Here is a 22432-nt window from a genome sequence, read left to right as displayed (position 1 = left end):
TCCGAGCCGTGGTTTGCCTCGGCTGGGACAGCCGAGCTACTTTGGACCCTTCTCGGCTGGGACAGCCGAGCTACTTGGTGGTCGTCTTGCTGGTGGCCGAGACCTTGCGGATGCGGCTGCCCAGCTGGGTGCGTTTGGCCAGGAAGTTGTCGATCTGGGCGGATTCCTTCAGCGAATCCATGACTTCGGCCATGGCCAACCGCTGCTTCTTCTCGAAGATGTTCCGCGACAGTTCTTCGCGAACCGTCTCGTCCAGTTCCTTGACCACCGGCTCGGTGTAGCCGACGCAGCGGAGGATGACCCAGCGGTTGGCGCCGGTGGAAATAATCCCGCTCATCGCTTCCACGCCCCCGGGCTGCAGCTTGAAGGCTTCGCGTTCGAGCGTGTCCTGGCCGTTGTGCCGAGCCAGCGGCGGGACGCGGCCGTAGTTGCTCTGGCTCATCGGTTCGATCGAGTACTGATGGGCCAGTTCGCCGAAGAACTTGTCGGTCGGGTTGGCGCGAGCCATGTCCCAGACCTTCTGAGCGGTGCGTTGATCGCCCAGCACGCAGGCCAGGATCTCGCAGCGCGGTCCGTAGTTGGCTTCGAAACCTTTGCGGATGTCTTCCTGAGTGACGTCGACTTGGCCTTCGACCAGTTTTTTCAGGGCCACGGTCGGCCACACCGAATCGTGGACGTACAGCTCGCGGACGCGGCCTTCGGCTTCGCCCAGCATGGCGTTCATCCAGGCGTCGACATCGGGATTACCGGCCGCATCGACGTAGCCGAAGGAGACGGCCGCGCGGCGGATCTCGTTATCCAGGTCGGTTTGTTCGACGCGGGTTTGGGCTTTCCGCAGGGCCTGGGTGAGCAGTTTGCGATTGATCTCGCCTTCCAGCACCGCTTCGCCGTGGCGTTCGATGCATTCGGCGGCCACCTTGGCGACGGTCAGTTTCTGGCCGTTGATGATGGCGGCCACGCCGGGGTACTGCGATTCCAGTTTGTCGTCGCCCAGGACCATCACGACGTTGGAGTCGTGCTGGAGTTTGGCGAACAGTTTGGAGGCGGCCACGCGGACCTTTTCGTCGGTGAGGCGGTCGCGGATCTGCTGCTGCACCAGAGGCAGAGCTTGGGGGGCCGGATAGGTGGCCGGCATGTGGCGGACCGCCTGCAGGATCACCCACTGATCGCCCAGCGGATACACGCGAGAGATCTCGCCGTCTTTCAGGGCAAAGGCCAGTTCCTCGAACTCCGCATCGCCGGTGTGACGACGGATCGGCGGGATCAAGCCGTGCACGCTGGCACTGGTTTCGTCTTCGCTTTCGCGCATCGCCAGGGCGCCGAATTCCGCCGGAGCCTGCACGGCGATCTGCCGCAGCTGATCCGCCTTGGCGCGGCTGCTGACCATGATCATGCGGCATTTCACGGCCGCTCCGTACTGGCTTTCCAACGCCTTGCGGATCTCCGCTTCGCTGACTTCCACTTCGTCGGCCACCAGGGCTCGCAGCGACAACATCGGCCAGACCACGTCCTGGCTGTACTGTTCGGGCGTAAAGTCGCGTTCGTCCTGCAGCAGTTGCAGGTAGGATTCGGTGGTCAGGCCAAACTTCTTGGCGATCCGAATCACCTCATCCTGAACCTGTTCGCCGGTGATCTGAATGCCTTTGGCTTTGCAGGCTTGGACGATCAGGTAGCGATTGACCATCTCGTCGACGACCTCCGCACCATGACGACGGACGGCTTCCTGAGCCAATTGGTCGCGGGTGATCGGGTCGGCATTGACCACCGCCACCAGGTCGTTACTGGCCTCCTGACCAGCCGCTGGCAGGGTGATGCCGCCGGCCAAACCAAGGGCCAACCACAGCGGAAGCATTGCACGTTGGGTCCACAGGCGCATGTCGGTTCCTCCTTGAACCAGTCGATTGTTCGGTAACGGAGACGTTGGCAAGACGAAACTTCGAGGGCTGCCACACGTCGGTTGCCGGCGAATCCTAGAAAAGTTTCCAGATTGACTCAAGATGGATTTTGGTTGTTGGTTGAGTGGCGAGGGGCGAGTGTGATTCGTGCTCGTGTTCGACCGTCCGCAGATCCCAAATCTCCTGACTCCGGCGGATTCGATGTGCGGACAAAAACGATTTCTCCCCTCTCCCTCAAATCCTGGCGAGCCTAAGCGAGCCAGGATTTGGGGGAGAGGGGGCGGGGGTGAGGGGGATTTGCAGGGTGGGTTCGTCAGTGCCGCACCTCGCTGCGGTACGCACCAGGCATATCCGATGCAACGCTTCGGCCAGGTGCACCCGAGCCCCCTCACCCCCGGCCCCTCTCCCCCACGGCTTCACTCGCTGGCGCTCGCGGCGCCGCGGGGGAGAGGGGAGAAAACGATTCTTCCCATACCTTGATTCCGCCGGAATCAGGAGATTTCAAATCTCCTGACTCCGGCGGATCCTACGGTTGGCGTGCGAAGCTCGGGGCGCCGCTTCCGTTCGTAATGTTTACGTTTCCCCGGGCTCGCGCTTTGGGGCTACCACAATCAATCGCTCCGCGATTTAGGAACGTTCGTTCCCCTACATAGAATCCGTTAGCGGCCTCTTCGCGGCTGTTTGCGCGGCCAGATCAACTTTTGCATGGGCACCGCGTCACGAGCGTTTTCCGCGGCGATTTCCAGGTTCCACATCAACGTGCTGATCTGGTTCTGCATGCTGCTGGGGTGCGAGTTTTCGGTGAATACCTGCAGCGTGAAGCACCACATGTGAGCCAGCTCCAAGTCGTCGGCGGCATCGTCCCAGAGCGTGTCGTCGTCGTTGACGAGAGCGTCGTAACAGTGCATGAAGCCATCGTCGGTCAATTCGGCAATCAATTCCGCCACATTGCCTGCTTCGCCGCTGGTGACCACGTCGGCGATGCCGTCGGCATAGACCGTACTGACGTAACTGTACACGTACGCGTTGTACTGATCGGCGTCGTCGGCCAACTGGGTTGGTGACTGGGCGTGAGCTGTGGCGGCCACCAGGACCAGGGAAGCGGTCGTGGCGGTGAAGCGTAGCAAAAACTTTCTGAACGTCATTTTTCTGAACATCGTCTCTGTCTCCCGTCAGTGGTATGTCGGGCGGCGGGCAAACGATCCCGCCGCTTGCCTGGCAAAGCGGCATAGGAGCGTGGATGTTACGGGCGAGCCGGCCGGAAAATGCCCTGCCGGCGACCTCGATCCGCTCTGGACAGCACGCCGGGCAGTTGCGTATCAGGACGGTATTGCCGTGGCCGCCGCCGGCCACAAACCACCGACTTAACACATCAAGCGAGGTTCCATCGCACCATGAACGTCAATTTTTTCAATTGGTTGCGCGACGGAGTTCGGCAATCGGTGCTGTTGGGTGTCAGCGATGCGATCGACACACTGGGCACCCCGGCCGACGAAGATCAATTGCACCCCGGCGTGGCCGCCCTCTTGCGAGATGGCGAGCAATCGTCCAAAACCGGTACCAAACGCGTGACGTCCTCGACGCGAGGACGCAAGCGGTTGGGCAAAAGCCTGAAAGAAATCGAACCCGCCAAGAGCTGACACGATGAGTGAACCGGTAGCTGGACGTCCGGCCGTGGTGCTGCTGAGCGGTGGCCTGGACAGCGCTACCTGTCTGGCGATCGCCAAGCGCGAAGGTTACGCGCTGCATGCGATCAGTTTTCGCTACGGCCAACGGCACGGGTACGAGCTGGAGTGTGCGCGGCGGTTGAGCGGACAGATGGGCGTGGCATCGCACCGCGTCGTCGACATCAACCTCGCGCAGTTCGGCGGTTCGGCCCTGACCGACGGCGACATCGCCGTTCCCAAAAGCGACTCGGTTGAATCCCTGCCGAGCGGCATTCCGGTCACCTACGTGCCGGCCCGCAATACCGTCTTTCTGTCCCTGGCGTTGGCCCTGGCCGAAACGCTCGATGCTCGCGATCTGTTCGTGGGCGTCAACGCCTTGGACTACAGCGGCTACCCCGACTGCCGGCCCGAGTTCATCGAAGCGTTCGAGCGGCTGGCGAATCTGGCCACGCGAATCGGCGTGGAGCAACCCGGGGCGATCCGCGTGCACGCCCCGCTGCTGCACTGGAGCAAAGCCCAGATCATCGCTCGCGGCCTAGAGCTGGGCGTGGATTATTCGCTGACCAATTCCTGCTACGACCCGCTCGAGGGCGGCGCCGCCTGTGGCCGCTGTGATGCCTGTTTGCTCCGCCGCCGCGGCTTCGAACAGAACGGATTAGAAGATCCCTCGACTCCGTAGCCGAAGTCGCCAGCCTTTGGACAAGAGGCGAAGGGCGAGATCTGGGATCTGCTGACTCTGGCGGAATCACGGTATGAGAAGAATCGTTTTGTCCCCTCTCCCCTGCGGCGCCGGGGGTGAGGGGGCTCGGGTGCAACTGGCTGAAGCGTTGCAGCGGATTGGACTGCGCGTCCCGAAGCGAGACGCGGCACTGACGAACCCACCCTGCAATTCCCCCTCACCCCCGCCCCCTCTCCCCCAAATCCTGGCTCGCTTAGGCTCGCCAGGATTTGGGGGAGAGGGGAGAAATCGTTTTTGTCCGCACATCGAATCCGCCGCAGTCAGGAGATTCGGGATCTGCTGATTCCGGCGGAATCTATGTACGGGAACGAATGTTCCCGAATCGCGTAGCGATTGTCTGTGGTAGCCCCAAAGCGCGAGCCCGGGGAAACGTAAACATTACGAACAACAGCCCTGGAAGGGCGACAGGAAGGTTGGCACCGAGATTCGTGTCGTCCCTCTGGGACTAGCGCGCGGGTGTGGGGGCGGCACCCCAGGCTCGCGCCTGGGGCTACCACATGTCGCCACTGCCGTGGCTGCTGCGCCACTCGCTACTCGCCACTCGCCACTCGCCACTCGCCACTCGCCACTCGCCACTCGCCACTCGCCCCTCGCCACTCGCCCCTCGCCACTCGCCCCTCGCCACTCAACCGAAAACTTACCGGAACCACTGGCCTTCGCCGGCGGCTTCGAAGGCGTTCTCGTAGTGCTCCAGCCGCTCGGGCTGGCCTTCGCCGCCGGGCCACCAGACGGCCACGACGTCGAAGCGGGCGCGGTGCTCGAGCAGGTGATGACGTTTCAGAAAACGCAGGGCCGCGCGGGTCACCTGTTGTTGTTTGGCATCGTCGACGCGGTCGGCCGGATGACCGGGTTTGGTACTGGCCAGCGTCTTGACTTCGACGAATACGATCGTGCGTCGATAGACGGCGATCAGATCGATTTCGCCGCCGCGGTCGCTCTCGCTGTGGGCGATGATGCGGTAGCCCTTGCGGCGGAGCAGCCGTGCGGCGGCTTGTTCGCCGCGGCGACCCAGCGGCGCGGTGGGATCAATCGTGCCAAAACGCCAGTCGCTGAGCAGGCGACCGGCGTTTTGAAGCAGGTTTCGTAGGGCCATAGCGGGCCGGCTGCGGCGTCTAGGTGCGGCGGCGTTCTTTCAGGCGGACCGCTTTGCCGACGCGATCGCGGAGGAAGTACAGTTTGGCGCGTCGCACGACGCTGCTGCGTTTGACTTCCACTTTGGCCACGCGGGGGCTGTGCAGCGGGAACTTGCGCTCGACGCCTTCGCCGGCGACGATCCGGCGGACGGTGAACATCTCGCGGGTGCCGCTGCCGCTGCGGGCGATCACCGTGCCGCTGAACACCTGAATGCGTTCTTTTTCGCCTTCGAGGATCTTGGTGTGGACATCGACCGAGTCGCCGATGTCGAACTGCGGAACGTCGTCTTTCAAACTGGACTTTTCCACCAGTTCCATGATTTTATGAGTCATCTGAGTTATCCAAAGTCTGGAGAGTTTTCGTGTTTGTTTGTGTTTGCTTGATCTGGCAACAGGTCACTGCGTCGCTGGGTGGTCCGCTGCAAACTCGCCTCGGCCCGCCAGGCGGCGATGCGTCCGTGGTCGCCCTCGAGGAGGACCTCGGGGACGCGATGACCGCGGTACTCACGGGGCCGGGTGTACTGGGGGAATTCCAGCATTCGGTTTCCGCGACTGAACGAATCATCGAAATTACTTAGCTCGTCACCGAGCACGCCGGGCAACAGTCGGACGACCGCGTCGACCACAATCATCGCCGCCACTTCACCGCCGTTCAGGACGAAATCTCCGATGCTGATCTCTTCGGGCTGGAGGATATCCAGGACGCGTTGATCAAAGCCCTCGTAGCGGCCGCACAGCAGCAGCACCCGGGGGCTGGTCGCGAGGTCTTCGGCCAGGGGTTGGTCCAGTCGGCGGCCTTGCGGGGTCAGCAGGATTCGTCGCGCGGGAACGGGACTTGCGCGTTCGATGTCTTCTACACATTCGACGGTGGGCGGAGCTTGGATCAGCATTCCGGGGCCGCCGCCGAAGGGTCGGTCGTCGATTTTGTGGTGTTTGGGATCGTGGGACCAGTCGCGGAGGTCATGGCGATGGATCTCGACCAATTGCCGCTGAATCGCTTTGTGCAGCAGGCTCTGAGTCAGGTAACCATCGAAGATCGCCGGGAACAGGGTAACGATGTCAAACCGCATCGACGCACCAATGACCGTCTATTCGGTGGTTTCGGCCGCGGCCTGTTCACCCTCGCCCTCGGCGGCGGGAGCGTCTTCGGCGGCGGGTTGCTCGGCGGACTCTTCCTTCTTGGCCGGTTTCGCCGGGGCCGCCGGAGCGGGAGTCCATTCGTACTCCTTGCGTTTGCCCAAGCGTTCCAGAGCCGCCTGCTGCTGCTCCAGATGGGTGCCGTTTTCGCCGTATTTCTTGATCAGCACGCCGGCTTTGTCGCTGGGCTGGGCGCCCACGCTCAACCAGTAACTGATGCGTTCGCCCTTGAGCTGGGCTCGGGCGTCGGTTTCCGGAATCATCGGATCGTAGTGACCCAGTTCTTCGATCACTCGACCATCGCGAGGGGACCGTTGGTCAATCGCACAGAGGCGGAAGTAGGGACGATGGGTGCGGCCCAACTTTTTCAAACGGATACGTACTGCCACGCTTAATTACTCCTGAAACTCACTTATGAATTACGGCCTGAAAACTTCACTTTCGTTTAGTCGTCAGATGGCTCTCGCCACCGAGGACGTCCGAACCGTTCGGACATCCAGTGTGAAACACCGCGTCGGAATTATTTTTTGCCGCGACGCGCTCGGCGTAGTTGTTTTTCGCGCTGCTTGCGCTGCTTGGCCTTCTCGGCACTGCTCAGGCGTTTGCCGGTATTCTGTTTGACCTTCATGTTCATCATCGGGTTGCCGGCCATCCCACCGCTTTGCATCTGACGCATCATCTGCATGCGGTCGGCCGCCGAGCCGCCGGCCATCATCTTCATCAACGGCTTCATCTGCTCGAACTGCTTGACCACCTGGTTGACCAGGGGGGCCTGCACGCCGGCACCGGCCGCGATCCGGGCTCGGCGAGGAGCGTCGATGATCTTGGGATCCCGCCGCTCGGCCTTGGTCATGCTGTTGATCAAGCCGATGGTCTGGGCGACGCCGCCGGTAACGTCCTCGTTGTCCAGCATCTCTTTCATCTGACCCATGCCCGGAATCAGAGACATCATTTTGCCCATCAGCCCGGGCTTGGCGATTTTTTCCATCAGCTGTTTGAAGTCGTCCAGCGTCATTTCGCCCGACGCCATCTTCTCTTCCAGCTTCTCCCGCTCTTCTTCGTCGACGATCCGGTGGGCTTCGCGAGCCGCGGCCACCATGTCGCCCATCTGCAGGATGCGGCTGGCCATGCCCTCAGGCCGGAACGGCTCCAGGGCGTCCAGGTGTTCGCCGGTACCGATGAATTTGATCGGCACTCCGGTGACGCTCTTGACCGACAGCAGGGCCCCGCCGCGGGCGTCCCCGTCCAGCTTGGTCATCACGACGCCGTCGAGTTCCAACTCGGCGTTGAAGGCCCCGGCGCTGTTGACCGCGTCCTGGCCGGTCATCCCGTCGACCACCAGGTACACCTGGTCGGGGCTGACCTTCTTGTCGATCCGGCTCAGCTCGGCCATCAACTCCTGGTCGATCGCCAAGCGGCCGGCGGTATCCAGGATGACGACCCGCGATCCGTTGGCTTCGGCCTGTTTGACGCCGGCCTGACAGACTTTGACCGGGTCTTTCTCGCCTGGGTCGCTGTAGACGGGCACGTCCAGTTGACGGCCGATCACGTGCAATTGTTCAATGGCGGCCGGGCGCTGCAGGTCGGCGGCCACCAGGGTGGGTTTGATCTTTTGTTCCAGCAGCAATTGCGACAGTTTGCCGCAGGTGGTCGTTTTTCCCGAACCCTGCAGCCCGCACAGCATCAACACCGTACAGCCGGTTTTTTTCAGGTGCAGCGAAGCGTCGACCGGCCCGAGGATCTCGACCAGTTCCTCGTAGACGATCCGCACCAGCTCTTCGTGCGGCCGCAGGCTCAGCAACACCCGTTTGCCCAGGGCACGCTCGGTCACGTGCTGCATGAACTGCTCGACGACCGGATAACTGACGTCGGCCTCGAGCAGCGCTTGCTCGACGGTCTGCAGCCCCTCGCGCATGTTGCTCTCGGTCAGCTTGCCTTTGCCGCGCAAGCTTTTAAAGGCGGATTGAAGGCCTTCGGAGAGCGAATCAAACATGGTGAAGTGGGTTTTTCAGACGTTGCGAGCCTATCCGGCGGGTTCCGGACGGAGGAAAGCCCCGAATTCTAGTCGACCGGGGGCGGACCTGTAAATGCTTACTGGCCTTTCCAGAATTTCCGCCCCATCGTGGGGTTGTAGTGGGTCCAGTTGCCCTCGGCCGAGACGTCGTGCTCGATGACCGAGGTGGCCGCGGCCAGTTTGGCATCCAGGTTGTCCAGGTGATGCAGCGTGATCGCCTCGAGCGTCATCGGGACCTTGGGGCTGCCGAAGTCCAGCTGGCCATGGTGGCTGAGGATCAAGTGTTCGAGCTGCCACCGCAGTTGGTCGGGGACGCTCTCGCCGGAATCGGCGGCCACGGCAGCCAGTTTCTCGCCCAGCATCTGCACGCCGATGACGATGTGGCCGACCAGTTGGCCGCGGTCGGTGTAGGTGGCTTCGCTGTGGGCCGACAGCTCTTCGATCTTGCCCAGGTCGTGCAGGAAGCAGCCGAAGGTGACCAGTTCGAAGTCGACGTTGGGGTATTTGGGAGCGATCGCCGCGGCCAGATCGATCAGGTCCAGGGTGTGCTGCAGCAGCCCCCCGGGGTAGGCGTGGTGGTTGGTGACGGCGGCCGGAGCCATTTTCAGCCGCGTCATGAAGGGTTCGTCGGCCAGGAAAGCTTCGCCCAGCCGCCGCAGGTGCACGTTTTTCAGGCCGCCCAGGATCTCCCGCAGGCGGCTTTCGAGATCGTCGGCCGCCCGGGCGTCGAAGCGTTCGAAGTCGGCCAGATCGACCTGGTCGGGGTCGACGCGGGAGACTTCGGTGAGGATGGCTTGGAGGTTGCCGTTGTACAGCTGGGTGCGGCCCTGACAGCGGATGAAGTCGCCGCGGTCGAAGGAGGCGAGGATCTTTTCGTCGGCGTTCCACAGCATGGCCGAGATCGTGCCGGTGCGGTCGGCCAATTTCATCAGGATGTACTTGCCGCCCTGACGGTTGGCTCGCAGCTGTTTGTCGGCCGCTCGGAAGACCTCGTCCAGCGTCTCTTGTTCGGATAGTTCGTTGACGAAGCGGCGAGCCATGGGGGAAGCCTTTCTGCGGGCGGGCAATGCGAGGGAAGCGAATGACGCCATTGCACCCGACCGCCGCGGTTTGCTCAACCCGCGAGCCGGCGAACGACCCATTTTCGCCGCCACCCCACCCTGCTCCCCCCCCGTAGCCGAAGTCGCCAGGCTTTGGAGGACGCTGGAGTCCAGGCTTCAGCCGCCCAGAAAACGCTGCTACTGATCGCCTAAGCACGTCGCAACCTTTCATTCGGCTTTACCCTCCCTCTGCGCGGGAGGGTGTTGTCGCGGGGTTTCACCGAAAGATTTATGCCGACGTGCTTAAAGGCTAGACTCCAGCGACAACTCCGGTCGCGGAAGTCCGGGACTGCGGGATGAGCCTTACGCTCGCACGTCCAAGTGCCCGGCGGCCAGCTGTTGTTGGACCTGGACGTTCTGAGCCAGCAATTCGTTGACGCTGTCGCCGGCCTGTTTTTGCGCATCCAGCTGTTTGCCCAGCACTGCGGTGTCGATTTTCTGAGCCATGGCGTAGTTCTGGGCCGCCAGAACTTGGCGAACCGGAGCGGGGATGCTGGACATCAGTGGATCCTGGGGCGTGAAACGCAATTCGGCAAGCGGCGCAGCACGCCGTAAAAGAAGAGTATCGGTCAGTCGCCGGCGAAGGCTGGAGGAGAAACGGACGGGAGCGGCTGACGGGGCGAGATCGAAGCCCGTTGTAGGGGTTGGTTGTCGGTTGTTGGTTGGATGTAAGGTCGTACTCAGCGCAGCGGTACTCGTACTCAGCGCAGCGGTACTCGTACTCGCACTCAGCGCAGCGGTGCTCGCCATCGAACGACAGCGCAGCGGTCCGCGCAAGAACTGCAAGGCGGTCGCGGCGCTTCAGCGGCGAGGGTGCAGGCGACACCGTCCCGGGTGGTTTCGAGCACGAGCAGGAGCACGAGCACGATTGTGTGTTAGACGTCCCAACAACTAACAACCAACAACCGACAACCAAACTCTGGCGAATTCAGCTGCGAATTGGCGAGATTTCCGCTACGGACTCACGTTTTGCGGGCGACGACCATGCCCAGGTTGATGTGGCTCGACGGCAGGTAGGAGAACTGGGCGGAGCGGAAGCCGTTGCGGTGCAGCTGTTGCTCGGTCTGCTGGGGCGAGCGGACGGCGCCGGATTCGGTGCACAGTTCCAGCTTTACCGCCTCGAGCGCCTCGGCCAGCTTGACCGCCGCGCCCGGGTCGGCGTTGGTCTGAAACAGGTCGATCACGACGATCTCACCGGTGTCGGCCAACGCGTCCTGAGCCTGCTGGAGCAAGCGGGCGCCGCGGTCGGGCGATTCGCCGTGCAGTTGCTGCGCCAGGATCACCAGGTCGAACTGGCCGGCGGGCAGGTCCACCTCGTGGGGGTCGCCTTCGATGGAGTCGAAGCGGTCGCCCAGCTCGATCGACTGAGCCGTCGACGTGGCCGCCGCCAAGGCCGCCGCGTTGTCGACCGCCGTGACGCGGCTGGACGAATCACGGTACGCCATCGCACAGCTCCACACGGCCGAGCCGCAGCCCAGGTCCAGGATCCGCGGCCCCGGACGGTCCTCGCCGATGTTCAGCATCTCGGCGGCTTCCATGGCCGAGCGCGTATGCGTCCACTGGGTGGCCGCCAAGCTGTCGCGGTACTGCTGGGCGTCGACCGGAACCTCCTCCCGTAGCGACTCGCCAAACCGCTGCCACATCTGATCGCCCAGGTCGGCGTCGTACTGGCACAGCAGCCGCGTGACCTGGGCGAGCGCGTAGTCGTCGCCGTAGCGTTCGATCGCACCGGTGGCGCGGAGCGCCGCCAGCAGGTGCCGAGCCGGCTCGGGCCGCAACTGCAGCGCCTCGATCAACTGCTCGGCCGTCTTCTGGCCGCCTGCCAGTTCATCCAGCAGGCCGCACTGACGCGCGATCCGCAGCAGGTGGCTGGCCGCGTTGAGCTGGAGGAGTTGGTGGTACTGCTGAAGCGAACGATCTTGAGCGGTCATGGTGAGTGGTGAGTTGCGAGTTGCGAGTTGCGAGTTGCGAGTGGTGAGTGGTGAGTGGTGAGTGGTGAGTGGTGAGTTCGAATCGTGCTCGTGCTCGTGCTCGTGCTCGTGCTCGTGCTCGTGCTCGTGCTCGTGCTCGTGCTCGTGCTCGTGCTCGATTTCAAATTTGAGATTTCCTGGCTCTAACGGATTCTATGGTTGGCTCGGAGCGGTAGAAGGCAAAGTTTTCTCCCCTCTCCCCCGCTGCGCCGCGAGCGTCAGCGAGTGAAGCAGTGGTGGGAGAGGGGCCGGGGGTGAGGGGAGAAATCTTTTCTTGTCGTACATAGAATCCGTTAGAGCTAGCAGATTTGAGATTTCAGATTTCAGATTCACCGAATCGTTCCAATTCTGATTCCTCGCTGCGAATCTCGATACTCCCCTCCCCTGCCCTGCCCTCTCGCCACTCGCCACTCGCCCTCTCGCCCTCTCGCCACTCGCCACTCGCCTCTCGCCTACGACGTACAGGTTTCGCTTGCCGGGCAGCCGTCGATGTTGCGTTCCAGGGCGTCGGCCACGGCGCGGCACTTCTTCATCATCGCTTCGAACTGACCGAACTCCAGCGACTGGTATCCGTCGCTCATCGCGTTCTCCGGGTCCGGATGGACTTCCACGATCAAGCCGTCGGCTCCGGCGGCCACGGCGGCGACGGCCATGTCCGGCACCATGTAGGTGTGTCCGGTACCGTGGCTGGGGTCGATCACCACGGGCAGGTGCGTGCGGCGATGCAGGTACGGCAGGGTGGCCAGCGGCAACGTGAAGCGGGTGTGTTGTTCGAAGGTGCGGATGCCTCGTTCGCACAGCATCACGTTCTCGTTGCCCTCGTTCAGGATGTACTCGGCGGCCAACAGGAACTCGTCCATCGTGGCCGACGCGCCGCGCTTGAGCAGGACCGGGCGGTCGACGTTGCCGACCGCTTCGAGCAACCGGTAGTTCTGCATGTTGCGAGCGCCGATCTGGAGGACGTCGGTGTACTGGGCGACCAGATCCACGTCGTCGGTGCTCATGATCTCGGTCACCACGGCCAGTCCGGTTTCTTCGCGAGCGGCGGCCAGCAGTTTCAGGCCTTCCTCCTTCATGCCTTGGAAACTGTAGGGGCTGGTCCGCGGCTTGAACGCGCCACCGCGGAGGGCCGTGGCTCCGGCGGCTTTGACCGCCCGAGCGGTGCTGAGCAGTTGCTCTTCGCTCTCGACGCTGCAGGGGCCGGCGATCACGCCGCACACGCCGTTGCCGGCGCGGAAGTCGCGGACCGTCACCTGACTGGGCTCGGGCCGGACTTCGCGGCTGGCCATCTTGTAGGGGGCCATGATCGGGACGACGTCGGCGACGCCCGGACCGCTGGCCAGCGATTCCTTGGTGTCTTCACGCTTTTCGCCGATCGCGGCGATCACCGTCCGCTGGGTGCCGACGATGACATTGGCCTTCAGGCCCAGGTTGCGGACGCGCTCGGCCATGTGATCAATCTGCTCTTGAGTGGCGTTGGTTTCCATTACGACGATCATGAGTTCGGTCTCTTCTTCTTGGAATAAGGTGGATGCGGAAACGAAGGGGAAAAGGGATGCGAGGCGGGCAAAAAAAAAGCCCCGAAGACCGCTGGGGATCTTCGGGGCTGACGTTTCATGGTTCGCTGACGAGCGTTCTAGCGAATCGAGCAAAACGACGTTTGCAATCGGCATACACCGACCGGCCCCTCGGATCCCGAGGGAAACGTAAAACGCCAGTCATACCAAAATCGCGTGCTCATCGAACCAAGTATGATCGGCTCGTGTCGTCCTGACAAGTCGAATCGCGGCGGCAGGCAGGCTGCAAAACCGCCCCGCCCGGCTAGGCAAAACCGTGGCGGTTTCGCACCATGCATGGTCATTATCAGCGTTTTCATTGTTACCCCGGAAGCCGATGTTCGCCGACGAAAATCCCGCTCGCTTGCGTATCGGTTTGGTATGTGCCGTTGCAGCGCACACACTGTGGGGATTGTTTCCGCTGTACTGGCGAATGCTGGGCCAGATCGATGCCCAACAACTGGTCGCCCACCGCGTACTGTGGTCCTTCGTGCTGCTGTCGTTGCTGATGCCGGTGCTGCTGAGCGCTGGACAGTTGGGCGGCTGGGCGGCTTTTAAACGGATATTTTTTAACCTCCGCTACTGGTCGATTTACGCCATCGCGGCCGCCATGATCGCCGTCAACTGGTTGGCGTTCGTCTACGCCGTCACCCACGACCGGATCCTCGACGCGTCGCTGGGATACTACATCAACCCGCTGCTGAACGTGTTGTTGGGCGTGGTGTTCCTGGGCGAACGCTTGGCCTGGCAACAATGGGTGGCGATCACCATGGCGGCGATCGGCGTGTCGGTGATGACGGTGATGGGGGGCGGACTGCCGTGGCCGGCGATCGCGATGGCCGGCACGTTTGCGGTGTACGGATTGATCAAAAAGAAGGCGCCGCTGCCGGCCCTGATGGGCATCTGGCTGGAAACGGCCGTGATGGTGCTGCCGACGTTGGCCTACCTGGCCTGGGTGGAATCCGAAGGCCGAGGAGCCATGTCCGGCGGCGACTGGACCACCACCGCTCTGTTGGTCTGCGGCGGCTTGGTGACGATCACCCCGCTGACCCTCTTCGCCCTGGCCACCCACCGTGTGCCGCTGTCGACGATCGGCGTGCTGCAGTATGTGGGCCCGACGCTGCAGTTGTTCGTCGGGGCCGTCGTGGCCGGCGAACCCTTTGATAGCTCGAAACTGATTGGCTTTGCCTTCGTCTGGTGCGGTATCCTGATCTTTCTGATCAAACTTCGCGCCGACGCCCTGACGCTCCGCCGGCCAGTCGCCATCGAAACGCCCTAATTTCCATGCCTTGCTCGATTTCTGTCACGACGTGCTTGAAATCTTTCATCATTTGCTTGAAATCTTTCGTCGGTCGCTCGAAATCTTTCATTTCGTGCTCGAAAGTTTTCAATCTGTCTCTGGTGGGGCTGTGGCTGGGCTTGGCAGTGACCGCTGCGGGCCAAGGAACCCGCCAGCAGCCGGCGAGCGACGCCGCGGCGCTCTCTCCGGACTCGATCGCCCAGTCCTCCTCAGGGGAGGACGAGCAACGGCGGCGGATCGGCTGGATTGACGGTTTTGCCACGGCCGGTGCGACAGCCGATACGGCTGCGACGCTGCACACGTCCCTGCGAGGGCTGGATCCCTGCGGCAATCCCGAAGCGATGGTTCGGCTGGTCGCTTGCCCCGACGACGCCCTGGCGATCGAAGCGAACACGGTGCGAGGGCCCAGCGGCCGAGCGATCGCGATCCCGGACGCTTGGAAAACCTCGCCCGAGACTCGCTGGTTGTGCGGCGTGTGGATGCACCGGGTTCGGCCCGGCGAGGATGAGCGTCAACGGTGGCTCGCCAGTCAGCCCCAGCCGGCGGCCAGTCAGTCCCAGCCGGCGCCGGGCAGCCCCTGGCCGGTGCTCGCCGCCGCAGACCTGCCCTGCGACGTGGTCGTGGCGATCGATGCCGACGGCAACTGGCTGGTCGGCTGCGACCTGGATCTGGACCTGCAACTGCAACCTGACGAACGGTTTCGAATTCCCGCCGGCCAACGGTCGCGGGCACATGTATTTTCTCTAGCCGGTGGCGTGGTCGCCGTGCAGGCTCGAGCAACGTCCGCGGACGCTTCGGCGGAATTCCACCTTGCCATCGCCACTTTGAGCGGCGGGTCGACCAGCCGCTGGTCGAGCGACTGGTTGCCCGAAATTTTGCCTTTGGTCGTGGCGAACAGCCAACCGTCGGCCCAGTGGTTCGGCTACTGGCCCGGCAACGGTCCGGCGGACCTGACCGCGGCGATGCACGCTGCGGCCAAGCAACGTTGTGAGCTGGTGCTGGTGAACTTGCAGGGACGACTGCGGCACCGCATCGATGCCGTGCGGTTGCTTGCCCAGCTGTCCCGCGAGCTGCATTTGCCGGTCGTCGTCAACGCTCGGACCCCGATTTCGCCGGAGTTCCTGGTGCTGCCGGCGCGGACGACGGTGCCGGATATTGCCGAGTTCGCGTATCGAGGAGTGCGTCGTGAGCAGGTGTCGTTCGAGGCTGCGGTGCGGGACGCGTTGGCCGCGCCGCAGCGGCTGCAGCTGATCGTCCGGGCCGCCCCGCTCGGCGGCCCAGAAACGCAGGCGGCCCACTACGCGCGGCCGCTCGAGGCAGCTCTGTCGACGAAGCGTTTTCGGCCGGTGAAGTCGATTGAACACGCTTCGGTCGCCGGCGACCGCGTCGTCCTAGCCGCTCGGATTCCGCTCGATGCGATCGACGGCCGCGTGGTGTTTCCGCATGTTCAGGCCCCTTTCGATTCGCTGGCCACCACGATGTACGACGCGACCGGTCGGCGCGTCAGCGGCAGCGCCCATTCCAACGGCGTGCGTTACGACGATTTTCCGCCGCTGCTGAGCGTGCCGGCTCGCGGCGGCTACGTGCTGGCCGAAGAGAAACTGTTCAGCCACGGACGCACGTTCGAGGCGACCGATGGCGGCGTTTCGCTGCGTTGGCGGCGCGGTTTTCGTCCGGTCCACACCACCCGGTCACGGCCGCTCGGCGAGCAACAAGTGATTGCCCTGGAGGGCGGCAGCGGGGGTCTCGATAAGGTGGTCGTCGCTCCGGTGCATTTTACGGAAACGCTCCGCGGTGTCGACGAGAGCGAGGTGCCGGCGAGTGTCCTTGCCGCCGCCGCTCCGCTGCTGCAGCGTGGTGCGGGCGTGCGTCGGTTTTGGTACCGCGAGGCGCCTCGCCATGGCGACTACACGCTGCGTCATCTGTTTCAGTCCGAGGCCAGCGCCCGCACCTGGCCGAACCAGAACCTGCAGGTGACGTTGGTGTATGAGACCGGCCGGATGGATGCGCGATACCATTCGATCGGCGATATCGTGGGATTCGAGCCCCAGCGTGGTTGGTTGTTGGTTCAGGCCGCCATGCCGGCAGACGGTCGGGCGAAGCGAAGCGATTCGTGGCGGGCGAGTCCGCCGGAGTTGTTACAGCGGTGGCCGGCACAGGGGCCCGGCGGCGTTTCGCTTGCGGAATCGTCCTGGCATCGCGTCGAGGACGCACCTGCAAAGTTGCCCCGCGGGAATGGGACCGCGGCGCAAGGGGCGTCGCTCGTGCGGTATCGAGGCAGCACGCCGGCGTTGACCGCGGGGCGTGGCCACGTGCCGGCGCGGGTGTGGTCGGAGATTCGCGACGGCGATCCGTTCTCCCCCGTGCTGGGAATGGTCGAGACGCGTCTGGACCGCTCGACGCGGCAGCAGCCGTCATGGCGAGGCGACTATGCGAACGACGTGCTGGCCGAGATGATCGCACTGCGTCGCCAACAGGGCCAGTCGGCGGAGGCGGTGCTGGCGTCGGTGCGGCAGCCGGCGGCGGATTCCCAGGATCTGGTGGCCTTACGCACGTACCTACTGGCACTCGACCAGCCGGAGCTGCGCAAGCAGCATTTGGAGCAGGTCATCGCGGCAACCCAGCGAGTGCTGGACCTCTGTGCCCAGCGGCTGGGCGGATTGCCTGTGCCGGCCGATCCCTATGCGGCGATCGAAGCCGCGACGATGGGGGCACCGGGACCCGATGCGGAGGTGCCTGAGCCCTACCGGATGCCCACCGGCGCAGCCGGCCGCCAGCAGTACGCCTGGGCGGTCGATGCGGTGTACCGTCAAGTGCGAGCGATCGGGTACCGAGAGTTGCCCGACGTGGCCGCACAGCATCCGATCGCCGACCCGGCGGCTCAGAACGAAGCCTACGAGGCGGCCTTTTACCAGCTGTGCGGGATGGTGGATATCTTCGAACCGCAATTCGTCTTGACCCTGGTCCGCTATCACCGCCGCCGCGGCGAAGCGGCTGAGGGGTACGAGGCGCTTCGCGCGCACGCGTACGAGGGTCCGGCGATGCGCTGGTATTTCAAGAAAGAGCGCGATCTGTTCGCCGATTTAGGCAGCGAACCGCTGTGGCGGCTGGGCCACGCCCGCTGGTTCCTGCAGCGCAGTGGCATCGGCCTCCCGTAGCTGAACTCGCCAGTGGCATAGGCTTCCAGCCTGTGAGTCAGCATGGGCCCCCGGCGGCATTTATGAACGGCTGGGAGCGAAGGAATGTAACGTTTTCTCCCCTCTCCCCCGCGGCGCCGCGAGCGCCAGCGAGTGAAGCAGTGGTGGGAGAGGGGAGTAAACGATTCTTTTCATACAAAAGAATCCGCCGGAGTCAGCAGATTGGAAATCTCGCCGGCTTCCCAACAACCAACAACCAACAACCAACAACCAACAACCATCAACCATCAACCACCAACCATCAACCACCAACCAACCTACGACGCCGTCTTCAGGTGCTCGTAGGCCTTGGGCGTTGCCATCCGGCCTCGCCGCGTTCGCACGATCAATTCATACCGCAGCAGAAACGGTTCGACTTCGTCCTCCAGCGTGTCGCTGCTGCAGTTCATCGTGTGGGCGATGGCTTCGATCCCGGCCGGGCCGCCGGCGAAGACGCGGACCAGCGTCTGCAGGTAGGCTCGGTCCTGTTTGTCCAGGCCCAGCCGATCCACGGCGATCATGTCCATGGCTCGCTGGGCCACGTCCAGGTCGATCGCGCCGCCGGCTTTGCTTTGCGCGTAATCGCGGATCCACAGCAGGCGGTTGTTGGCCACCCGCGGCACGCCTCGGCTGCGGCGAGCGATTTCGGTCGCTGATTCGGCATCGATCGGGATGTTCAACTTGCGCGAGTTCCGCTGGACGATCTCCGCCAGATCCTCAATCGGGTAGAACCCCAAATGTTCGCGGATCTGAAAACGATCGCGCAGCGGACCGCTCAGCATCCCGGCGCGGGTCGTGGCGCCGATCATGGTAAAGGGCCGCAGATCCAGGTTCAGCGTCCGCGCGTTGACGCCTTCGCCCAGGACGATGTCGATGCGAAAGTCTTCCATCGCCGTGTACAGGTACTCTTCGACGCTGCGGGGCAGGCGGTGGATTTCGTCGATAAACAGGACCGACCCTTCCGAGACGTTCGTCAGGTAGGGGATCAGGTCCTTGGGGGCCTTCAGGCCCGCTCCATTGGCGAACTGGACCACGGTTTCCATTTCGTTGGGGATCACCGTGGCAAAGGTGGTTTTGCCCAGCCCCGGCGGGCCGTCGAACAGGATGTGTCCGAGCGGTTCGCTGCGGTGGCGAGCCGCATCGATGGCGATCTGCAGGCGTTCGATCACATCCCGCTGGCCGACCATCTCCCGCATCCGCTTGGGACGCAGTTTATTGTCTTCACCGCTGGCCTCGCTGCGCGGTACCTCCGCAGGCGACGAAACCTCCGCCGGCGACGATTCGGGGCGATCGTCGTCGTCGGAGTCGGATTGTTGGTAGATGGTTTCGCGAGCCATAGAGTGTGGCAGTCCGTTGCGAACGAGACGGGAATTCGATCTAATCTTACCGTTTGAGACGCATGCTGGCGAGCCGCAAAAAACTCATGACCGATCCGCTTCGCGACCCCGACCACCTGTATCAGTACGAACCCTACCTGCGGATGCTGGCCCGGCTGAAGCATCGCCGCGCCTACCAGGCCAAGGTCGGCGTCTCGGATATTGTCCAGCAGTCGCTGATGCAAGCGGTGCAGGCGATCGACGATTTTCGCGGCAGCAGCGAAGCCGAATTGCGAGCTTGGCTGCGGCAGATCCTGGTCCGCAACATCGCCCATCTGGACCGCGACATGCACCGGGACAAACGCGATGTGCGCCGCGAGCAGTCGATCGAACAGCAGATCCACCAGTCCTCGATGCGACTGGAAGGCTGGCTGGCCGGCAGCGGCCCGACGCCCAGCCACGATGCGGCCGTCGGCGAGCACGTGCTGCGGCTGGCTCGGGCCATCGAGAGCCTGCCCGAGGGGCAGCGCGAAGCGGTGCGGCTGCACTACCTGGAAGGTTTGAAATTGTCCGAAGTGGCCGATCGGCTGGACAAGAGCACCAGCGCCGTGGCCGGACTGCTGCACCGCGGCATGAAAGCCCTCCGCCGCGAACTGGCCACCCTAGGCGGAACGCAGCTGCGGTGAGGAGGGCTGGCTGTTGATTGAGGGTTGAGGGTTGAGGGTTGAGGGTTGAGGGTTGAGGGTTGATAGGCGGAGCTAGCATTCGTCCAAGGGGCGATTGCAAATTGCAAATTGCAAAATTTCAATTTCAAATTTGCTGACTCCGACGGAATTTACGTAAGCGAAGAATCGTTTACTCCCCTCTCCCCCGAAGCCTGGCGAGCCTAAGCGAGTCAGGCTTCGGGGGAGAGGGGGTGGGGGTGAGGGGGGACCAGCAGAGCAGCACCACTTCCGTATTTCGATGCGGTGCGGGAATCGGAGATCGTACCCAAACACTCATTCCGTTGCATCCGAGCCCCCTCACCCCCGGCCCCTCTCCCACCACTGCTTCACTCGCTGACGCTCGCGGCGCCGCGGGGGAGAGGGGAGAAAACGTTACATTCCTTCGCTCCCAGCCGTTCATAAATTCCGCCGGAGTCAGCGGATTGCAAAGTTTCAATTCCAAATTTGCAATGTTCATTTTGCAATTTGCAATCTCCCCCGCTCACCAAGGCCGAGCCACCTCAGATCTCAAATTTCAATTCTCCCTTCCCCCAAAGTCTGGCGACTTCGGCTACGGGAAAGTATCTAGGGCGCCGGCAGATCGACCGGCGGAGCCAGCTGGATGCCGGCGTCTTCCTGCATCGGTATGTCCGGATCGACCGCCGGCGGGATGTCGCGGACGGGGATCGGATCGGCTTCGGGCGCTAGATCGATGACATCGTCCTCGATTTCTTCTTCGGGGCCACCCGGTCGCGGCCCCACGGCCAGGACTTCCCAGGGTTTGGGGTAGAGGTACATCGGTTCGATCCGGCCGGCTTTGTTGCGGTAGCTGCCGCGGTGCACGTGTTCGTGCCAGCTCATCGCTTCCTGGCTGCTCGGGGCGATGTAGTAGGCGATCTTGCCGCCCAGGTAGGTCGGCCGGTTGTACACCCGGCGGTAGGACGGCGGCAAGCGGTTGCCCAGCGGCGGGATCGGCTCGCAGCGCTCCCGCGGAACGATCGTGTGGGGGTGCGGGTGCGGGTGGTGGGCCCACAGCGGGGACACGGCGAGGGCTAGCAAAAGGGCAAACGCGGAACGCATCCTTGCAATCCTGTTGGCTTGGGTTCGAAGAATCGTCCCCGATCGACTGGCAAAGCCATTCGGGTACGGTCGTTATCGACGGCCGATTGCGCGTCCTGGCAGCCATTTGCTCTTGCAACCGGTCGTAGGGATTTGAGGGATTCGCCTGGGCACAACCTGGTCGCAGCCGGTAAGATGGGAACGATTTGATCGTTCTCCGGTTTCCAGCACCGCCCTGTTTTTCCCACAAAGCCATGTTGCAACGTTATTCAGCGATCCTCCTGGCCGCCGGCTTGGTCTGGGCGACGTGTGCCACCTCGGCGGTTGCCGAGCAGGCCCCGGCGGCTCCGGCCACCGCGGTCCGCGGCGAGGCCTCGACGCAGCGGGCCTCGACGCAGCGGGCTCTGGAGCAGATTCGCAGCTACGGGATTGCCAGTTTTCGCAATGCCGGTATGCCCGCTTCGCAGTGGTCCGACAGCACCCAGCAGTTGATCGTGGAGATGCTCGAGCGGTGTCCGCGGCGGGTGCTGGCCAGCGATCTGCCGCAGTGTCAGGCACGCTCGCGCAAAGAGCTGGATCGGTCGGTGTGGCGAATCGTCAAACGCTGGCAGCGTCGGCGTTGTCCGCGGTCGCTGGACGCCAATCCGGCCCTTCAGCAGCGCGCGATCGACGACCGTCGCCGCCGCGACTGGACGCTGGACGAGCTGGCGGAGTTGCCCGAGGCCAAGCTGACGGCGCGTCAGCGGCGCATCCTGCGGCTGCTGTGCCAGGGCTACTCGCACGAGGACATCGCCGCCGAGCTGGACATCGAAGCGCCGACGGTCAGCCACGAAAAGTACCGAGCCGTCCAAAAGCTCCGCCGCGCCTGGCAAGCCAACAACGTCTGATAGGTCGCCCGTCACCGCAGCTGCAAGGCGACACAGGCGTAGCTGAAGTCGCCAGACTTTGGAATCCAGAGTCTCGCCCCCGGACTCGCGGCCGCACGATTCCCGACGTCACCCATCGGGCCGGGCCCGCAACGAACAAACCAAAGCTCCGGAGGATCGGCACAGCTGCGCGCAACCTGTGTCGCCCTCCGGGCGAGCGATCATTGGTTCCAGCCGCTGGAAGCGGCGACAGCCCTCTGTCGGTGGTGGAACCACAGGTCAGCCAAGACAACGCAAAGCCTCGGAGAGGCGACAGATGCCCGCCCCGGTTTGTCGCTATCGACGCACCATCGACTCGGCTATCCCTTGGCCGGTTGGTTCTCACCAGAGGCGACCTCCGTTTCACCGAGCACTTTGAGTCTAGAGCATGTCACATCGAACACCACTCGCCATGCCTCCAAAAATCTCGGGGGTTTGGGGGCTGGCCCCCAAGTACGCTGGACTTCTCAGCAAGGGATTCGGAAATCTTTTTCCGAATCAGTGTTGACCAAAAGTAAGACCGTCGCTGACCCCTTTGATTTATCCACCCCACCAAATCGAACCCATCTATCGAAGTGCGATCGCTCAGCTGCAGCGGTCGCACTTTTTTGTTTGCGCGGTCGGTTCATCCGGCCCGGTCGGTCGCACCCAAAAAACGCCTCTCCAAAATTCTCAACAATTCGGCACAGGCCCCTTCAGAGCCCCGAAATCCCTACAGTCATAATTTCGCCAGAAATGCGACTGGAATTCGGTCGGTAACA

The 22432-nt window shown here is 63.2% G+C and carries 19 protein-coding genes; 6 read left to right on the top strand and 13 right to left on the bottom strand.

The window, feature by feature from the left end; genetic code table 11:
* Window positions 1–70: 70 nt before the first annotated feature.
* Both GE027_RS20570 and GE027_RS20565 read right to left on the bottom strand, forming a co-directional pair.
* The gene (locus GE027_RS20570; RefSeq protein WP_237607698.1) at window positions 71–1876 is read right to left on the bottom strand and encodes a peptidylprolyl isomerase; all 1806 of its coding nucleotides are present in this window, start codon (window positions 1874–1876) and stop codon (window positions 71–73) included.
* A gap of 678 nt (window positions 1877–2554) precedes the next feature.
* Entirely contained in the window at window positions 2555–3040 is a 486-nt protein-coding gene (locus tag GE027_RS20565) for a hypothetical protein (RefSeq protein ID WP_153559109.1), read from the bottom strand.
* A gap of 249 nt (window positions 3041–3289) precedes the next feature.
* Here GE027_RS20565 and GE027_RS20560 point away from each other — a divergent pair, with 249 nt between their 5' ends.
* Both GE027_RS20560 and queC read left to right on the top strand, forming a co-directional pair.
* Complete coding sequence (locus GE027_RS20560; RefSeq protein ID WP_153559108.1) at window positions 3290–3535, top strand: hypothetical protein; 246 nt, start codon at window positions 3290–3292, stop codon at window positions 3533–3535.
* A gap of 4 nt (window positions 3536–3539) precedes the next feature.
* Entirely contained in the window at window positions 3540–4241 is a 702-nt protein-coding gene (gene queC / locus GE027_RS20555; protein WP_153559107.1) for a 7-cyano-7-deazaguanine synthase QueC, read from the top strand.
* 697 nt (window positions 4242–4938) lie between these two features.
* Here queC and GE027_RS20550 read toward each other — a convergent pair.
* The 9 genes from GE027_RS20550 to aroF form a co-directional block, all read right to left on the bottom strand.
* Window positions 4939–5394: a YraN family protein gene (locus GE027_RS20550; RefSeq protein ID WP_153559106.1), complete on the bottom strand. Its 456-nt coding sequence runs from the start codon at window positions 5392–5394 to the stop codon at window positions 4939–4941.
* Window positions 5395–5413: 19 nt separating this feature from the next.
* Window positions 5414–5767, bottom strand: a complete 354-nt coding sequence (gene rplS / locus GE027_RS20545) for a 50S ribosomal protein L19 (RefSeq protein WP_153559105.1) — start codon at window positions 5765–5767, stop codon at window positions 5414–5416.
* A 5-nt stretch (window positions 5768–5772) separates the two neighbouring features.
* Complete coding sequence (trmD, locus tag GE027_RS20540; protein ID WP_153559104.1) at window positions 5773–6504, bottom strand: tRNA (guanosine(37)-N1)-methyltransferase TrmD; 732 nt, start codon at window positions 6502–6504, stop codon at window positions 5773–5775.
* A gap of 18 nt (window positions 6505–6522) precedes the next feature.
* Window positions 6523–6894, bottom strand: coding sequence for a 30S ribosomal protein S16 (gene rpsP, locus GE027_RS20535; RefSeq protein WP_390621616.1), 372 nt, complete (start codon window positions 6892–6894; stop codon window positions 6523–6525).
* A gap of 197 nt (window positions 6895–7091) precedes the next feature.
* Window positions 7092–8564 carry a signal recognition particle protein gene (gene ffh, locus GE027_RS20530; protein ID WP_153559102.1) on the bottom strand — a complete coding sequence of 491 codons (1473 nt, stop codon included), beginning with the start codon at window positions 8562–8564 and terminating at the stop codon, window positions 7092–7094.
* Window positions 8565–8662: 98 nt separating this feature from the next.
* A complete protein-coding gene (locus GE027_RS20525; protein WP_153559101.1) occupies window positions 8663–9625 on the bottom strand; it encodes a 3'-5' exoribonuclease YhaM family protein in 963 nt (320 codons plus the stop codon).
* 363 nt (window positions 9626–9988) lie between these two features.
* A complete protein-coding gene (locus GE027_RS20520; protein WP_153559100.1) occupies window positions 9989–10186 on the bottom strand; it encodes a hypothetical protein in 198 nt (65 codons plus the stop codon).
* 461 nt (window positions 10187–10647) lie between these two features.
* On the bottom strand, window positions 10648–11616 hold the full coding sequence (locus tag GE027_RS20515; protein WP_153559099.1) for a class I SAM-dependent methyltransferase: 969 nt from the start codon (window positions 11614–11616) through the stop codon (window positions 10648–10650).
* A 491-nt stretch (window positions 11617–12107) separates the two neighbouring features.
* Window positions 12108–13154 carry a 3-deoxy-7-phosphoheptulonate synthase gene (gene aroF / locus GE027_RS20510; RefSeq protein WP_153559098.1) on the bottom strand — a complete coding sequence of 349 codons (1047 nt, stop codon included), beginning with the start codon at window positions 13152–13154 and terminating at the stop codon, window positions 12108–12110.
* Between the two features lie 394 nt (window positions 13155–13548).
* Here aroF and rarD point away from each other — a divergent pair, with 394 nt between their 5' ends.
* Together rarD and GE027_RS20500 are read left to right on the top strand one after the other, a co-directional pair.
* The gene (gene rarD, locus GE027_RS20505) at window positions 13549–14490 is read left to right on the top strand and encodes an EamA family transporter RarD (protein WP_153559097.1); all 942 of its coding nucleotides are present in this window, start codon (window positions 13549–13551) and stop codon (window positions 14488–14490) included.
* A gap of 122 nt (window positions 14491–14612) precedes the next feature.
* The gene (locus tag GE027_RS20500) at window positions 14613–17669 is read left to right on the top strand and encodes a hypothetical protein (RefSeq protein WP_153559096.1); all 3057 of its coding nucleotides are present in this window, start codon (window positions 14613–14615) and stop codon (window positions 17667–17669) included.
* A 296-nt stretch (window positions 17670–17965) separates the two neighbouring features.
* On the opposite strand, the gene ruvB is transcribed toward GE027_RS20500, so the two are convergent.
* Window positions 17966–19024, bottom strand: coding sequence for a Holliday junction branch migration DNA helicase RuvB (gene ruvB, locus GE027_RS20495; RefSeq protein ID WP_153559095.1), 1059 nt, complete (start codon window positions 19022–19024; stop codon window positions 17966–17968).
* 86 nt (window positions 19025–19110) lie between these two features.
* Here ruvB and GE027_RS20490 point away from each other — a divergent pair, with 86 nt between their 5' ends.
* A complete protein-coding gene (locus tag GE027_RS20490; protein ID WP_153559094.1) occupies window positions 19111–19689 on the top strand; it encodes a sigma-70 family RNA polymerase sigma factor in 579 nt (192 codons plus the stop codon).
* 603 nt (window positions 19690–20292) lie between these two features.
* On the opposite strand, the gene GE027_RS20485 is transcribed toward GE027_RS20490, so the two are convergent.
* A complete protein-coding gene (locus GE027_RS20485; protein ID WP_153559093.1) occupies window positions 20293–20787 on the bottom strand; it encodes a hypothetical protein in 495 nt (164 codons plus the stop codon).
* A gap of 233 nt (window positions 20788–21020) precedes the next feature.
* On the opposite strand from GE027_RS20485, the gene GE027_RS20480 reads away from it, so the two are divergent.
* Window positions 21021–21653, top strand: a complete 633-nt coding sequence (locus GE027_RS20480; protein WP_153559092.1) for a LuxR C-terminal-related transcriptional regulator — start codon at window positions 21021–21023, stop codon at window positions 21651–21653.
* Window positions 21654–22432 lie beyond the last annotated feature (779 nt).

Source organism: Roseimaritima sediminicola (genome assembly GCF_009618275.1).
GTDB classification, from domain to species: Bacteria; Planctomycetota; Planctomycetia; order Pirellulales; family Pirellulaceae; genus Roseimaritima; species Roseimaritima sediminicola.
The sequence above is the reverse complement of the archived record's forward strand: the minus strand, read 5'-3'. Positions and strand labels throughout refer to the sequence as shown.

What these genes read in the sequence shown, in the direction of transcription:
- GE027_RS20565 (WP_153559109.1), bottom strand. Translation starts at nt 3,040, where the DNA reads ATGACGTTCAGAAAGTTTTTGCTACGCTTCACCGCCACGACCGCTTCC.
- GE027_RS20515 (WP_153559099.1), bottom strand. Translation starts at nt 11,616, where the DNA reads ATGACCGCTCAAGATCGTTCGCTTCAGCAGTACCACCAACTCCTCCAG.
- rplS (WP_153559105.1), bottom strand. Translation starts at nt 5,767, where the DNA reads ATGACTCATAAAATCATGGAACTGGTGGAAAAGTCCAGTTTGAAAGAC.
- rarD (WP_153559097.1), top strand. Translation starts at nt 13,549, where the DNA reads ATGTTCGCCGACGAAAATCCCGCTCGCTTGCGTATCGGTTTGGTATGT.
- GE027_RS20480 (WP_153559092.1), top strand. Translation starts at nt 21,021, where the DNA reads ATGTTGCAACGTTATTCAGCGATCCTCCTGGCCGCCGGCTTGGTCTGG.
- ruvB (WP_153559095.1), bottom strand. Translation starts at nt 19,024, where the DNA reads ATGGCTCGCGAAACCATCTACCAACAATCCGACTCCGACGACGACGAT.
- queC (WP_153559107.1), top strand. Translation starts at nt 3,540, where the DNA reads ATGAGTGAACCGGTAGCTGGACGTCCGGCCGTGGTGCTGCTGAGCGGT.
- GE027_RS20490 (WP_153559094.1), top strand. Translation starts at nt 19,111, where the DNA reads ATGACCGATCCGCTTCGCGACCCCGACCACCTGTATCAGTACGAACCC.
- trmD (WP_153559104.1), bottom strand. Translation starts at nt 6,504, where the DNA reads ATGCGGTTTGACATCGTTACCCTGTTCCCGGCGATCTTCGATGGTTAC.
- GE027_RS20560 (WP_153559108.1), top strand. Translation starts at nt 3,290, where the DNA reads ATGAACGTCAATTTTTTCAATTGGTTGCGCGACGGAGTTCGGCAATCG.
- GE027_RS20485 (WP_153559093.1), bottom strand. Translation starts at nt 20,787, where the DNA reads ATGCGTTCCGCGTTTGCCCTTTTGCTAGCCCTCGCCGTGTCCCCGCTG.
- GE027_RS20570 (WP_237607698.1), bottom strand. Translation starts at nt 1,876, where the DNA reads ATGCGCCTGTGGACCCAACGTGCAATGCTTCCGCTGTGGTTGGCCCTT.
- aroF (WP_153559098.1), bottom strand. Translation starts at nt 13,154, where the DNA reads ATGATCGTCGTAATGGAAACCAACGCCACTCAAGAGCAGATTGATCAC.
- GE027_RS20520 (WP_153559100.1), bottom strand. Translation starts at nt 10,186, where the DNA reads ATGTCCAGCATCCCCGCTCCGGTTCGCCAAGTTCTGGCGGCCCAGAAC.
- ffh (WP_153559102.1), bottom strand. Translation starts at nt 8,564, where the DNA reads ATGTTTGATTCGCTCTCCGAAGGCCTTCAATCCGCCTTTAAAAGCTTG.
- GE027_RS20525 (WP_153559101.1), bottom strand. Translation starts at nt 9,625, where the DNA reads ATGGCTCGCCGCTTCGTCAACGAACTATCCGAACAAGAGACGCTGGAC.
- GE027_RS20550 (WP_153559106.1), bottom strand. Translation starts at nt 5,394, where the DNA reads ATGGCCCTACGAAACCTGCTTCAAAACGCCGGTCGCCTGCTCAGCGAC.